Source organism: Gordonia sp. NPDC003504 (assembly GCF_053587995.1).
In genome coordinates this window covers 169346-182336 of the sequence record NZ_JBSFPC010000011.1, presented here as the reverse complement: position 1 = coordinate 182336, position 12991 = coordinate 169346, and the positions used below count along the sequence as shown (strand labels likewise).

12 protein-coding genes and 5 pseudogenes are annotated in these 12991 nt (G+C 66.9%); 10 read left to right on the top strand and 7 right to left on the bottom strand.

From position 1 onward, the window contains the following. Window positions 1–310: 310 nt before the first annotated feature. Window positions 311–1309 carry a sugar phosphate isomerase/epimerase family protein gene (locus tag ACWDPV_RS19190; protein WP_348804446.1) on the bottom strand — a complete coding sequence of 333 codons (999 nt, stop codon included), beginning with the start codon at window positions 1307–1309 and terminating at the stop codon, window positions 311–313. Window positions 1310–1353: 44 nt separating this feature from the next. Then, window positions 1354–2535, bottom strand: coding sequence for a Gfo/Idh/MocA family protein (locus ACWDPV_RS19185; RefSeq protein WP_348804447.1), 1182 nt, complete (start codon window positions 2533–2535; stop codon window positions 1354–1356). 149 nt (window positions 2536–2684) lie between these two features. Here ACWDPV_RS19185 and ACWDPV_RS19180 point away from each other — a divergent pair, with 149 nt between their 5' ends. Both ACWDPV_RS19180 and ACWDPV_RS19175 read left to right on the top strand, forming a co-directional pair. Next, a complete protein-coding gene (locus ACWDPV_RS19180) occupies window positions 2685–3701 on the top strand; it encodes a LacI family DNA-binding transcriptional regulator (protein ID WP_348804448.1) in 1017 nt (338 codons plus the stop codon). Between the two features lie 49 nt (window positions 3702–3750). Beyond that, window positions 3751–4548, top strand: a complete 798-nt coding sequence (locus ACWDPV_RS19175) for an SDR family oxidoreductase (protein ID WP_449744219.1) — start codon at window positions 3751–3753, stop codon at window positions 4546–4548. Between the two features lie 152 nt (window positions 4549–4700). Here the strand turns inward: ACWDPV_RS19175 and ACWDPV_RS19170 are convergent. Further along, window positions 4701–5372 (bottom strand): annotated as a pseudogene (locus tag ACWDPV_RS19170) (Gfo/Idh/MocA family protein); the annotation flags it as partial. Between the two features lie 162 nt (window positions 5373–5534). Continuing rightward, a pseudogene (locus tag ACWDPV_RS19165) lies at window positions 5535–5864 on the bottom strand (substrate-binding domain-containing protein); the annotation flags it as partial. Here ACWDPV_RS19165 and ACWDPV_RS19160 point away from each other — a divergent pair. From ACWDPV_RS19160 to ACWDPV_RS19145, 4 genes are all read left to right on the top strand, one after another. Next, complete coding sequence (locus ACWDPV_RS19160) at window positions 5810–6106, top strand: TIM barrel protein (protein WP_449744218.1); 297 nt, start codon at window positions 5810–5812, stop codon at window positions 6104–6106. The pseudogene ACWDPV_RS19165 and the gene ACWDPV_RS19160 overlap by 55 nt on opposite strands. 98 nt (window positions 6107–6204) lie before the next feature. Further along, window positions 6205–7155 (top strand): metal ABC transporter solute-binding protein, Zn/Mn family, encoded by a 951-nt coding sequence (locus tag ACWDPV_RS19155; RefSeq protein WP_449744217.1) that lies wholly within the window; start codon window positions 6205–6207, stop codon window positions 7153–7155. Then, on the top strand, window positions 7142–7921 hold the full coding sequence (locus tag ACWDPV_RS19150; protein WP_449744216.1) for a metal ABC transporter ATP-binding protein: 780 nt from the start codon (window positions 7142–7144) through the stop codon (window positions 7919–7921). The genes ACWDPV_RS19155 and ACWDPV_RS19150 overlap by 14 nt, the downstream gene beginning before the upstream one ends. Before the next feature lie 4 nt (window positions 7922–7925). Continuing rightward, window positions 7926–8852 (top strand): metal ABC transporter permease, encoded by a 927-nt coding sequence (locus ACWDPV_RS19145; RefSeq protein ID WP_449744215.1) that lies wholly within the window; start codon window positions 7926–7928, stop codon window positions 8850–8852. Window positions 8853–8887: 35 nt separating this feature from the next. On the opposite strand, the pseudogene ACWDPV_RS19140 reads toward ACWDPV_RS19145, so the two are convergent. From ACWDPV_RS19140 to ACWDPV_RS19130, 3 genes and pseudogenes are all read right to left on the bottom strand, one after another. After that, window positions 8888–9108, bottom strand: a pseudogene (locus ACWDPV_RS19140) (hypothetical protein); the annotation flags it as partial. Between the two features lie 68 nt (window positions 9109–9176). Continuing rightward, a pseudogene (locus tag ACWDPV_RS19135) lies at window positions 9177–9354 on the bottom strand (ArsR family transcriptional regulator); the annotation flags it as partial. A gap of 53 nt (window positions 9355–9407) precedes the next feature. Beyond that, window positions 9408–10031, bottom strand: coding sequence for a metal ABC transporter ATP-binding protein (locus ACWDPV_RS19130; RefSeq protein WP_449744214.1), 624 nt, complete (start codon window positions 10029–10031; stop codon window positions 9408–9410). A 48-nt stretch (window positions 10032–10079) separates the two neighbouring features. Between ACWDPV_RS19130 and aztB the strand changes: the two genes are divergently transcribed. The 4 genes and pseudogenes from aztB (at window position 10080) to ACWDPV_RS19110 (ending at window position 12959) form a co-directional block, all read left to right on the top strand. Further along, window positions 10080–10988, top strand: coding sequence for a zinc ABC transporter permease AztB (aztB, locus tag ACWDPV_RS19125; protein WP_449744213.1), 909 nt, complete (start codon window positions 10080–10082; stop codon window positions 10986–10988). After that, window positions 10952–12151, top strand: a complete 1200-nt coding sequence (locus ACWDPV_RS19120) for a hypothetical protein (RefSeq protein ID WP_449744212.1) — start codon at window positions 10952–10954, stop codon at window positions 12149–12151. The genes aztB and ACWDPV_RS19120 overlap by 37 nt, the downstream gene beginning before the upstream one ends. Window positions 12152–12201: 50 nt before the next feature. Continuing rightward, a pseudogene (locus ACWDPV_RS19115) lies at window positions 12202–12336 on the top strand (zinc ABC transporter substrate-binding protein); the annotation flags it as partial. Window positions 12337–12341: 5 nt separating this feature from the next. Then, window positions 12342–12959 carry a metal ABC transporter solute-binding protein, Zn/Mn family gene (locus tag ACWDPV_RS19110; RefSeq protein WP_449744222.1) on the top strand — a complete coding sequence of 206 codons (618 nt, stop codon included), beginning with the start codon at window positions 12342–12344 and terminating at the stop codon, window positions 12957–12959. Window positions 12960–12991 lie beyond the last annotated feature (32 nt).

Below are 12991 nucleotides of genomic sequence, written 5' to 3'. Positions count from 1 at the left end.
GCGATACCGGCGTCGCGGCATCGGACCGCACCGGATACCGGTGCGGGAATCGCGCTTTTCGGATTGCGTGACGAGTACGCCTTCACTCTCCAACCGGATTCCCACAACCGAACCCGGAGTTGAACGCCGCCGGCCATCACAGCAGATATAGATGCGGCCACACAGGTCACTCGCGCCGTATATCGACACCAGCCGCTCGTCACACCGCGTTCGTATCCGCCGCGGGTCGAGTGTTGGGTGGGCACCGACAGAGAACTGCAGCGCGACCCGAGAATTCGGGCCGCGCTGCAGTTGTCCGTGTGTCAGATTGTCAGCTCACCAACGCCGAGTCGGCGGCACGCAGGGTCTGGGCGGCCTCACGCAGTCCGTCGATCTGGCCGAGGGAGACGTCCTCGTGCTCGATGTTGACGGCCATGTTCGGGTCGACGGCCGCCAGTGCCGCGAGGAATCGCGTCCAGAATCCGATGTCGTGACCGCGGCCGACGGCGACGAAGTCCCAGGCGGAGTCCTCCGGCCACTTGTTGACCACATGCTTGCCGCCGAGTCCGGTCGGGTTCTCCGACAGCGGGATTCGGGTGAACCGCTCGTCGAGGACGCCGTAGATCGAGCAGTTGTCGTTGATCCGGGTGTCCTTGGCTGCGGCATGGACGACCAGCGGGCCGAGCCATTCGATGGCGGCCACCGGATCGATGCCCTGCCAGAACAGATGCGACGGATCCATCTCGGCACCGATGTTGGTGGCGCCGAGCCGGTCGACGAGCCGCTTCATCGTCGGCGGATTGAACACCAGATTCTGCGGATGCATCTCGATGGCGACGGTGACGCCGTTCTCGCGGGCGAGCGCATCGATCTCGGCCCAGAACGGCAGGGCCACCTCATCCCACTGGTAGTCGAGCGAATCGAGGTAGCCCGAATCCCAGGTATTGACGTGCCAGGCCGGCCACTGGCCACCCGGATGCGCATGAGGCAGTCCGGACATGGTGACCACGCGGTCGACGCCGAGCAGCCCGGCCACCCGGATCGCGTTACGCAGGTCGTCGGCGTCCTCGGGGCCCACCTCCGGGTCCGGATGCAGCGGATTGCCGTTGCAGTTCAGGCCGGCCAGGGACACGCCGGTGCCGTCGAAGGTCGAGAGGTAGTCACGGACACTCACCTCCCCGGACAGCAGTTCGGCCACCGGGAGGTGCGGGGTACCCAGGAAACCGCCGGCGTTGATCTCCGCGCCGGTCAGGCCGAGTGAGCCGATGACCTCCAGCGTCTCGGGCAGGGAACGGTCGTGCAGGATGGCGGTGTACACACCGAGTTTCATGATGATGCCTCTTTCGGATGGATTGTGGTGCAGGTGAATACGGGTCAGACGATCTTGACGGTGGCGCCGGCCGCGGCGGCGGAGCCGGCGATGGCGGCGGCGACCCGCATGCTGTGGACCCCGGTGTCGAAGCCGGGCAGCGGGCCGAGGGCATCGATCCCGGCGATCTGGTCGAGGAAGGCGCGCGCCTGGTAGGCGAAGAACTCCGCCTTGCCGTGGCCGACGCCGCCGGCGTCCATCGGCAGCCCACCTCGGATGTAGGGATGGTCGGGTCCGATGATGACGCGCCGGGAGCCGCCGAGCGCCGGGTTGTCGCCGGCCAGGGAGATCTGGAACTCGGCCGGCCGGGAGAGGTCCCAGGACACCGATCCCTCGGTGCCGAAGGCCTCGAAGCCCAGGCCGTCGGGCAGGTTGTGCGCGACCCGCGAAGCCGAGAAGGTGCCGACGGCGCCATTGGCGAAAGTGGCCGTGAAGGTGGCGATGTCGTCGTTCTCGACCGGTGCGTTCTCGTCGCTTACGGCGCCCTTGGTGTGACCGTAGGTGGTGCCCAGCGGGATCGGTCGCTCGGTGATCACGGTGTGGAAAACCGCTCCGGACACCTCCACGATCGGCCCGAAGATGAATTCCGAGAGATCGAGCAGGTGGCTACCCACGTCGGCGAGCGCACCGGTCCCCGGTCCGCCACGGTGGCGCCAGGTGATCGGCGAGGTCGGGTCGAGTCCGTAGTCGCACCAGTAGTGGCCGTTGAAATGGATCGGCGCGCCGATGGTCTGTGCGGCCACTTCGCGGCGGATCTGTTCCACCGCCGGTGAGCGACGGTACGTGTAGCCCACGGCGGCAACCGAATCCGGCGCATCCTCGGCTGCGGTCACCATGGCCTCGGCGTCGGCGAGTGACGCGGCGAGCGGCTTCTCGCACAGGACATGCTTACCCGCGGCAAGTAGGCCCTCCACCATCTCCCGGTGCAGGTGATTGGCGACGACGACGCTCACCGCGTGGACGTCCGGCGCATCCGCGAGCGCCCGCCAGTCGTATTCGGCGCGTTCATAGCCGTAGCGTCGGGCGGTTTCGTCGGCGACGGCGGGGTTGGCGTCGGCGATGGCCACCAGACGCACGTCGGGGCGATCGACGTCGAACAGCGTCGACGCCATCCGGTAGCCGGCCGCGTGCGCGCGGCCGGCCATGCCGCCGCCGATGACGGCGACGCCAACGGGATCCTGGCTCATGGTTTCTCCTTGAAGTGCAAGAGGCGATGTGAATGCGCACGTCGAGCGCGCTAGACCGGTTTAGTAGACCGGTATAGTACGATACTATGACGGCGGTCACCCGCCGCTGTCAACACCCACGCCGCACCAAAGAAGGAGAACGACCGCCGATGGCCACTCGCGGGCGCGTCACGATGGCCGATGTCGCCGATCACGTCGGCGTCTCCAAGGCGACCGTCTCATTGGTGTTCCGGCAGGCGCCCGGGGTCGGCGACGACACCCGGGCCGCGGTCATGGCCGCCGCCGACGAACTCGGGTACCGGGTCAATCGCACCGCGGCACTGATGACCGCGCGGCGCACGCACCTGATCGGCGCGGTCGCCCAGATCCGCAACAGCTTTCACGCCGAACTCGTCGAGCAGTTGGTCCGCGCGGCCGATGCCGCCGGATACGAGATCGTGCTCGGTGCGGTCACCCCGACGCACGGCGAGAATCGCGTCGTCGACACACTTCTCGATTTCCGTTGCGAGGCAATGCTGCTCATCGGCACCGAACTGCCCGACGCCCAGATCGGCGAGTTGGCCACACGCGTACCGACCGTCGCGGTGGGCCGTCGCGTCGGCGGTCCGGACGTCGATGCCGTGCGCACCGATGATGCGCAGGGCATCGCGCAGGTGGTCGACCATCTCTACCGACTGGGGCATCGCCGGATCGTCCACGTGTCGGGCGGGTCGGGCGCGATCGCCGCCGACCGTCGCGCCGGCTTTCTGCGCGCGCTACGGTCCTACGATCTCGCACACTCCGGGTCGGTCATCGAATCCGACGGCTTCACCGAGGCCGCGGGCATGACGGCCGGACACTCGCTGCTCGCCGGAGACCTGCCGACGGCCGTCGTGTGTGCCAACGACCTACTGGCGGTCGGGGCCCTCGACGTGCTCCGCTCCGCGGGAGTCGCGGTGCCGGAGCAGGTCTCGATCACCGGCTACGACGACAGTCCGCTGGCACGACTCGGCAACGTCGCGCTCACCACCGTCTCGCAACGCCCTGCCGAACAGGCCGACCGTGCGATCGCCGCCGTCATCGAACGTCTCGACCGAGATCGCACCGAGCGGTCGACCGCCACGCTCACACCCGAACTGGTCGTGCGAGCCACGACGGGTCCTGCCCAGGACTCGACTTTGTCCTGACATCATGATTATCTTTCTGTGACCCGGTTCACCAGAGAGGACCCCTGCCATGACCGCCGATCTGTCGCTTGCCCGTGCCCAACTCCTCACCGACAAGGTGGTGCTCGTCAGCGGCGGAACGCAGGGCCTCGGCGCGCAGATCGTGCGCACCGCCGCCGCAGCCGGCGCGCGTGTCGCCTTCAGCGGCCGCAACGCCGAGAAGGGCAAGCGCCTCGCCGACGAATTCACCGAGTGCCCCGTCCGATTCATCGAGTCCGATCTGAGTGACCCGCAGGGGGCCACCGATTCCGTCACCGCCACCGTCGCCGAGTTCGGCCGGATCGACTGCCTGGTCAATGCCGCGGGAACCACCAGTCGTGGAACACTTCTCGACACCACGCCGGAGCTCTTCGAACAACACGTCGCGGTCAATCTCCGTACCCGGTTCTTCACGATGGCGGCCGCGGTCCGCGACATGACCGACCGCGGCGCCCCGGGCACGATCGTCAACATCATCACGATGTCCGCGCACGGTGGTCAGCCGTACCTCGCACCCTATGTGGCGTCGAAGGCCGGCCTCATCGGCCTGACCCGCAACGCCGCGCACGCCCACCGCTGGGATCGGATTCGCATCAACGGGCTCAACATCGGCTGGACAGAGACCGAGGGAGAGGCGCAGGTGCAGAAGCGCTTTCACGGTGCGGATGACTCGTGGATCGAGGAGGCCAATGGATCGGTGCCGATGGGCAAGCTAGGCCAGCCCGACGAGATCGCCGATTTCGTGGTGTTCCTGCTGTCCGATCGCAGCGGCGTGGTCACCGGTTCGGTGAACGACTGGGATCAGACCATCCCGGGCGCGTACGACTAACCGAGCGCCGTTGACAGCGCTCCGAATTACGTTGACAGCGCTCCGTATTCCGTTGACAGCGCTCCGTATTCCGTTGACAGCGCCCAGCGAGCACAGTCGGCTACAAGCAAAGCGCTGTCAACGTCAGAGAGAGCGCTGTCAACGCAATCAGGGTTACGCGGGGACCTCGGCGACGTCGTGGCCGACCCGGACGGCCTTAGCATCGAGACGCTGAATCCGACGTCGGTGCGCCCGACCTCGAGGTCGATCCAGTCCAGGTGCGCCGACACCGCCGACACCGGACCGAGCAGGACCAGCATCTGATCGACGAGATGCGCTCCGAGATCGCGTAGCAACCCACCGGTGGGACCGGCGTCGAGACCACCCGGCTCGTCGAGGTCGTAGCGTGATTCGACCCGCCACAACTCACCGAGCTCGCCGCGGATGCCGGAGACGGTCGCGAAGTCCGCGTCGAACCGTCGATTGTGGAAAACACTCAGCAGCACACCGGCTTTCGACGCGGCCTCCGCCAGCTCCCGTCCACCCGCGGCATCCGGCGCGAATGGCTTGTCGGCGACGACGTGCACACCACGCGCCACCGCCTCGAGCACCAGCTCACGTCGCGTCTGGGGCGGTGTCGTGAGGGTCACCGCGTCGACGCCGGCGTCGATCAGATCCGACAATGAATCGAACACCGGCGTGCCCGGGAGGTCACGGGCGACCTCGGCGCGACGGTCGGCATTGCGGGTGACGACTCCGACCAGCTCGATGTCCGGCACCGCAGAGATGTAGGGGGCGTGGAAGATCCGACCACCCGCTCCGTAACCAACAAGACCCAAACGCATCTGCTCACCTCTCCCGATTAATTGTCCGGACATTATCACAAATAATGCCCTCCGGGCGGTATCGCCGTCTGTCGGACGACCATATGGGGCGCGGTGACGATCTTCACCGCTGCACCGCCGCCGGCCAACCGGCGCGAGCGAGGCACGTCGCAAATCGTCGTAACCCACTACCGAAACATCCTCGGGGGCTGCATATCCCGCTCCAATGAGGACATCCATCACGCCGTGGGCACATTCGTCGTTGAATGCCAGAACCGCGGTGGGTGGCAGCGGTTCGGCCAGGATCTGACGCATCGCGCGAGCACCGTCGACCTCGGTGAGCCCGCCGCGAACCACCCGCGCAGTCGACGCCGTGCTGATCAGCGCTCCCGCGCGCAGCCATGCCGACCTGGTGTGTCGCGCCGCGTCGGCCGGACTATTCGCGCGCCGCGGACACCATGGCGCTGGTGCGCGAGGTGGATTCGCCCCACCTCCGGATGAACCCGGATCCATACCACGCGCAGATCGACCAGGAGAATCCAATCGAATTATCCTGCACAGCAACGTCTTTCGTTGGCGACTATTCAGTCGCCGATGTTCCGGGACGCTGCGAGCCGGGCACCGGGGAGATCGCGTACGCGGCCATCGCGGCAGCGCTTCGCGACGCGGGCCACCGCGGCGTGATCGGTCTCGAGGGATGGGCCAAGCACGATCCCGACACGGCCATCAATGCCTTCGTCGAAGCGTTCAATTGATCGGCCCGGCGCCATGACGGGGCCGTGATCGCCATCCGGACGACGAACCGCCCGGGTGACCGCACACCCCTTGCTGGCATCGGTTATCATTACCGGCTATGACCTTCTTCTCCAGGCGGCTGGGGCTCGTCGCGGCCGCGGCCCTCCTGATCCCACTCGGACTGGCCGGATGCAGTTCGGACTCCGGCACCGCGTCGTCGAGCAGTTCCGGACCCGCCGCCAACGCCCCCGCATGCCCGACCACCCCGGTGAACGTGGTGGTCAGCGTCGACCAGTGGGGTGACATCGTTTCCGAACTCGGTGGCAAGTGCGCCAACGTGAAGACGATCGTGGCCAGCAGCTCGGTCGATCCCCATGACTTCGAGCCCAGCCCGGCCGACGGCGCCGCCTTCACCGACGCGCAGATGGTGGTCGTCAACGGCGCCGACTACGACGCGTGGGCATCGAAGCTGGCCGCGGCATCGGCACCCGATGCACCGGTGGTGAACGCCGCGCAGATCACCGACACCGCAGACGGCGCCAACCCGCACCTCTGGTACAGCCCGACCGCGGTCACCAAGGTCGCCGACGCCGTCACGGAAGGACTGTCCAAGATCAGCCCGGACGCACAGGCCTACTTCGCCACGCAGCGTGCGACGTTCACCGACTCGCTGTCGGAGTACAACGATCTGATCGCCAAGATCAAGGCCGGCGCATCGGGCAAGACCTTCGCCGCCACCGAGGGCGTGTTCGACTACATGGCGCAGGCAGTGGGGCTGGTGGACAAGACCCCGGCCGGGTTCGCCGCCGCCGCGGCCAATGAGAGTGATCCGTCCCCGGCCGACCTCGCGGCGTTCATCAAGACCCTGTCCGATCGTCAGGTCGACGTGCTGATCTACAACACCCAGACCGAGGGATCGACCCCCGAGCAGATCCGGACCGCCGCCGAGAGCGCCGGGGTTCCGGTGGTCGAGGTGACCGAGACGGTGCCGCCGGGCCAGAACTCGTTCGAGTCGTGGCAGGTCGACCAACTGACGTCGCTGGCCAAGGCCCTCGGTGTCCAGTCCTGACCCGACGACTCCACCCGCACTGACGTTTGACGACGTCAGTGCGGTTCGTGGGGGCCGGGTGATCTGGTCCCAGGGCACCTTCTCGGTACCCGCCGATGGGATCTTCGCGGTAATCGGAACCAACGGCTCCGGCAAGACCACCCTCTTGAACATGATCCTGGGGCTGATTCCCGCGCGGGGCACGATCAGGGTGTTCGGTCGACCTCCCGGTGAGGACCGAGATCAGATCGGATACGTCCCCCAGCACTACGCCGAGGAATCCGGCGGCGCGATCCGGGCCCGGGATGCGGTTCTCCTCGGCCTCAACGGCACCCGGTGGGCGTTCAGTCGTACGTCTGCGGCGGATCGACGCCGCGTGTCGGAGGCGCTGGCGGCAGTCAACGCCGAGGAGTTCGCCGACCGTCGCCTGGCGACCCTTTCCGGCGGTCAGCGACAGCGGGTGGCCATCGCCGAAGCACTGGTCGGCCGGCCCACGATGCTCATTCTCGACGAGCCACTCGCCTCGTTGGATCTGCGCAGCCAGCACGAAATCGTCGACCTGCTCCATCGACTGCAGGTCGAGTACTCGATGACCATCGTGGTGGTGGCACACGACCTCAATCCGTTCCTGCCGTTCCTCACCGGTGCCATCTATCTCCTGGACGGCCACGCGCACTATGCGGCGACCGGCGAGGTGATCGACGAGGCATTGTTGACCCACCTGTACGGCACCCGGATTCAGGTTCTCCGCACGCCGCAGGGCGAGCTCTACACCAGGAGCGCGTGATCCCATGACGGCGTACGCGATCGGTTATCAATCCGACTGGTGGACCATCTTCACCACGTCGTTCATGCAGAATGCCCTCATCGGTGGCACGCTGGCGGCTCTGGCCGCCGGCCTGATCGGCTACTTCGTGGTGGTCCGTAACACCGCCTTCGCCGCACACGCGCTGGCGCACATCGGCCTCCCCGGCGCGACGGGGGCGGTACTGATCGGGGTTCCGGTCACCCTCGGCCTCGGGGTCTTCTGCGTGGGTGGCGCACTGGTCATCGGACTCCTCGGCAAGAAGGCCGGGGAACGCGAGGTGGTGACCGGCACCGTGTTGTCGTTCGCGACGGGCCTGGGATTGTTCTTCAATTCACTGGCCACCAAGAACTCTTCGACGATGACCAACGTCCTGTTCGGCAACCTGCTGGCCATCACCCACGATCAACTCCTCGTGTTCGCCGGCCTCTTGGTGTTCCTGGCCTTGTGCATGGGATTCATCTACCGGCCGCTGCTCTACACATCGGTCAATCCCGGTGTCGCCGAGGCCAAGGGCGTCCCGATCCGTGCACTGTCCATCGTCTTCATGGCCCTGCTGGGCCTGACGGTGACCATGGCCGTCCAGGCGGTGGGCACGCTGTTGCTGTTCGCCCTCGTCGTCACGCCGGCGGCGACGGCGATCATGCTCACGCCCCGCCCGTTGCGCGCGATGATCGGCTCGACCGTCCTGTCCGTCGCGTCGGTCTGGGCGGGTCTGATGCTCGCGGCGATGTTCAACGCTCCCCCGAGCTTCCTGATCGTCAGCATCGTGTGCGCCGTCTGGCTGATCGTGTGGCTGAGCAACAATCGGGTGCGCGCGACGGCCGCGGCGCTGGACGACAGGGGGATCGTCGGGCACGGTCAGCAGGCGCACGCCGCGGTTTCGGTCACGAAGTCAGCACCGACAAGCTGATCTGCGACAACCGCATTCATGCCCGCGTTGACCACTCAGTCATCACAGCAGTCGCATCGTGGGCGGTGGCGGAGGCATGTGCTTCGACCGATGGCGCGCAGCATGCATCCCCCTTCCACGCGTTGACACCTTCACGCAGGGCGATCGCCGCGATCACCAGGGCCGCGATCGGATCGGCCCACCACCGGCCCGGCCTCGCATTGAGGACCAGCCCGACCAGCAGTACCGCGGAGAGTTAGGTGCACAGCAGGGTCTGTACCGCGGCCCCCGAGGACACCTCGATCACCGAATCCGGCCCGAACCCGATCAGTGCGCCCGACGATGCCCGCATCCCCGCAGGCAGCTCAGGTGATTTGGACAGTGGTTGCCAGGTGACGCCGATCGACTCGGCCAGGTCGGACGGGTAGGCACCGCCGCTGCGTAAACGCAGCAAGACCTGGGTGCGCGTCGAATCCGACAGGGCGTAACCGAACGCGTCAGAGGCGTCCCGGGCGCGCCACATTCTCCACGCCCGCGACGGTACATCTGATCATGTATTCAGAGAAGTCTGTTCTGTTACCCGCCCGTCGGCCGACCCAGGTCGATCACCCGATCACAGAAGGCCACCTCGTCGTCATCGTGCGTGGCGATCAGGATCGCCTTCCCCAGTTCGGCCTTTTCGCGCAGCAGCGTGAACAGGACCTGCTTACCTGCCGCGTCGAGGGCAGCCGACGGTTCGTCGAGGAGATACAGGTCGGCCTGCTGCACCATGGTCTGCGCGATCATCGTCCGTTGCCGCTGCCCGCCGGAGAGGTCGCGCAACCGCGCGTTGCGATGCTCGACCATGCCGACTCGTTCGATCATCTCGTCGGCGGCCCGACGGTGACGCGCACCGAGCGGACGCCAGAACGGGACCTGCGCGTAGCGACCGATCCGCACGCAATCCCGGACCGTCAACGGAAGCCCGTCGATATGCTCGGTGCGCTGGGCCAGTATGGCCGGACACTGCGGATGTGGCCGAATCCCCCCGGCGTCCGGCCGCAGAATACCGGCAAAGATGTTGAGCAGCGTGCTCTTTCCCGAGCCGTTCCCGCCCACGAGGGCGGTCACGCGGCCCGCGGGGAGGTCGGCATCGAACCCGTCGAAGATCGCCGTGGCGCCATAGCCGAAACCCAATCCACGAACGTCGAAGCCCGACACCGCACACCCCCATTTCTTACCGCAAATGACAACCGATAGCATTATGCCGTGCTTGTAGGACTTTTCGAACCACTGGGTGTCGCCTTCGTCCAACGAGCACTCTGGGGCGGCATCGCCCTGTCGGCACTGTGCGCACTGGTCGGTGTCTGGGTGATCGCCCGCGGGCTGACATTCCTGGGCGAGGCCATGGGACACGCCATGCTCCCCGGCGTCGCGATCGCCTCCCTGTTCGGCATCGACCTCGTCATCGGCGCCGCGGTGAGCGCGGTGGTCATGGTCCTCGGGGTCGAGGCCATGCGAACCCATCAGGATTTCGGCAGGGACACCTCGATCGGCCTTCTGTTCGTCGGACTGCTGGGGATCGGTGTCATCATCGTGTCCTATTCCTCGTCGTTCGCAACGGATCTCACCGCATTCCTGTTCGGCGACGTCCTCGCCATCACCACCGGCGACATCGGCCGGCTCCTGGCTCTTGTCGCCATCGTTGGACTCGTCACCACGGCGTTCTACCGGGCGTTTCTGGCGGTGACGTTCGACGAACGCAAGGCGCGCACCCTCGCACTGCGACCGGTCACGACCAATCTGATGATCGTGCTCACGCTCGCCGTTGCCATGGCCGGCGCCTTCAGCGTCGTCGGCACCCTGCTGGCCTTCGGGATGCTCGTCGCACCGTCGGCCAGTGCGCTGCTGATCGTGCGTCGGGTACCGGCCGCGATGGGGGTGGCGTTCGCATTCGGTTCGGCGTCGACGGTGATCGGCCTGCTGGTCTCGTGGCACGCCGCCACCGCGGCCGGCGCCACCATCGCGACCACCGCGGTGATCCTGTTCTTCCTCACCCTCGTCGCCCGGACCGCCGCCCGGGCGTTACGCCGCGTCACCAACGGGAACGTGGGCACTCACACACGAAAGGACCTGCGCAGGTGCGCAATCGAATCCGACCAGCCGCGATCGCGATGATCACCGGCGCCGCCGTCGCACTGTCGGCGTGCGGCGCGGATGATCAGACCCGTTCGGACGCTTCCGATGAGGCGACGCCGCACGGGTATGTCCAAGGCGCACAAGAGAAGCCCGAGCCCCAGATCTCGCTGGCCTATGCCGCCGCCGGCGACAGGCGGATTCGGCTGGTCGACGTGGCAACGGAAGCGACCTCGACGGTCGACCTGAGCATCCCCATCCGGCGCCTCGACGAGGACGGGCGGTTCGTCTACGCCACCGACGGCACCACGGTCGAGGTGGTCGACAGTGGCGGCTGGACGGTCGATCACAGCGACCACGTCCACTACTACCGGGCCCCCTCGGCCGCGCTGGGCACGGTGACGGCATCGGCGGCGGTCACCTCGATCGCCGGGGCGGGCCCGCTCACCGCACTCGGTTCCGAAGACGGCAGCGTCATGCTCCTCGACCGAAAAGCATTGGAGGACGGCGATGTCACAGAGCTACGCACCCTGTCCACCGGCAGCACGTCCGGGTTCGCGATCCCTTACCGCGACGGTCTGGTGATGGCTCGGGGAACCGATCCCGACAAGCCCGCGGACACCCTCGTCCACACCGACACGCAGGGCACATCACTCGGTACCGAGCAACAGTGCCTGGATCCCCGCGGAGCCGCGATGCTGCGCAACGTGGTGGCCGTCTCGTGTGAACAGGGCATCGCCCTGTTCACCACCACCGCCGGACGGGTCAGCAGTCAACTCCTCGAGTACGGATCCCGCGGACCACGGGCCACCGGCCTCACCTTCCGGCCCCGGAGCAACTACGCGGCGGCACCCACCCCGGCCGGGGTGTGGGCGATCAATTCCGCCACGCGAACCCTCGAGTGGACGGCGTCGGCAGACCCGATCGCGACCGCCGTGGCGCCGGGCCGGGACGCGAACGTCGTCGAACTCACCGAGGCCGCAACGTTACGCAGTGTGACCATCGGCGACGGACGGCGGATCGCGGCGGCCGAGATACCCGGCGCCAGAGTGGAATCCGCGCTGACCGTCGACTCCGATCGTGCCTACCTCTCGGCCCCGGCCACCCATCAGATCGTCGAGGTCGACCACGCCGACGCCTTGCGGATCGCCCGGACGTTTCCCACCGACGGCGCACCGGAGCTGATGGTGGAGGTCGGTCGGTGACAACCACCCCACGACACGCGATCACGCACCCGCCGGCTCGCCTTGTGGCCATGTTCGTGATTCTCGTCGCGGCCATCGCCGCGGTCGGGTGTGGCACCGGCGCCGACGACCGCCCGCAGGTGGTGGTCACCACCAACATCCTCGGCGACGTCGTCACCGAGCTCGTCGGCGACCAGGCCACCGTGACCACATTGATGAAACCCAATGCCGACCCCCATTCCTTCGGCATCTCCGCGCGCGAGGCGAACACACCACCGGGGACGCGGCCGGCACCCAGGATCCTCATTTCTGGACCGATCCCACCCGCATGAAGGATGCCGCACAAGCCATCTCGCGGGCGTTGGCCGAGGTGGACGGGATCGACACGGACCGGCTGCGGCAGGCCACCGACGACTACCTCGCCGAGCTCACCCGACTCGATCAGGAGATGACCGACCAATTCGCCACGGTTCCGGCCGACCGGCGCAAACTCGTGACCAATCACCACGTCTTCGGCTATCTCGCCGACCGATACGACTTCGAGGTCGTCGGCGCCATCATCCCGAGCGGAACCACGCTGGCCTCACCCGGTAGTTCCGATCTCGCCTCGCTGGTCGGCGCGATCAACGAATCATCGGTCCCCGCGATCTTCGTCGACACCTCACAGCCCGACCGCCTCGCACAGGCACTTGCCAAGGAGACCGGGTCCGACATCGAGATCGTCGCGCTGTACTCCGAATCCCTGGATCGTCCGGGAACCGAGGCCGATACCTATCTGAACATGTTGCGGTCGAACGCTTCTCGGATCACAGGTGCCTTGACTTCGTGACGTCACCACACCCGCGTATCCGACATTCCCGG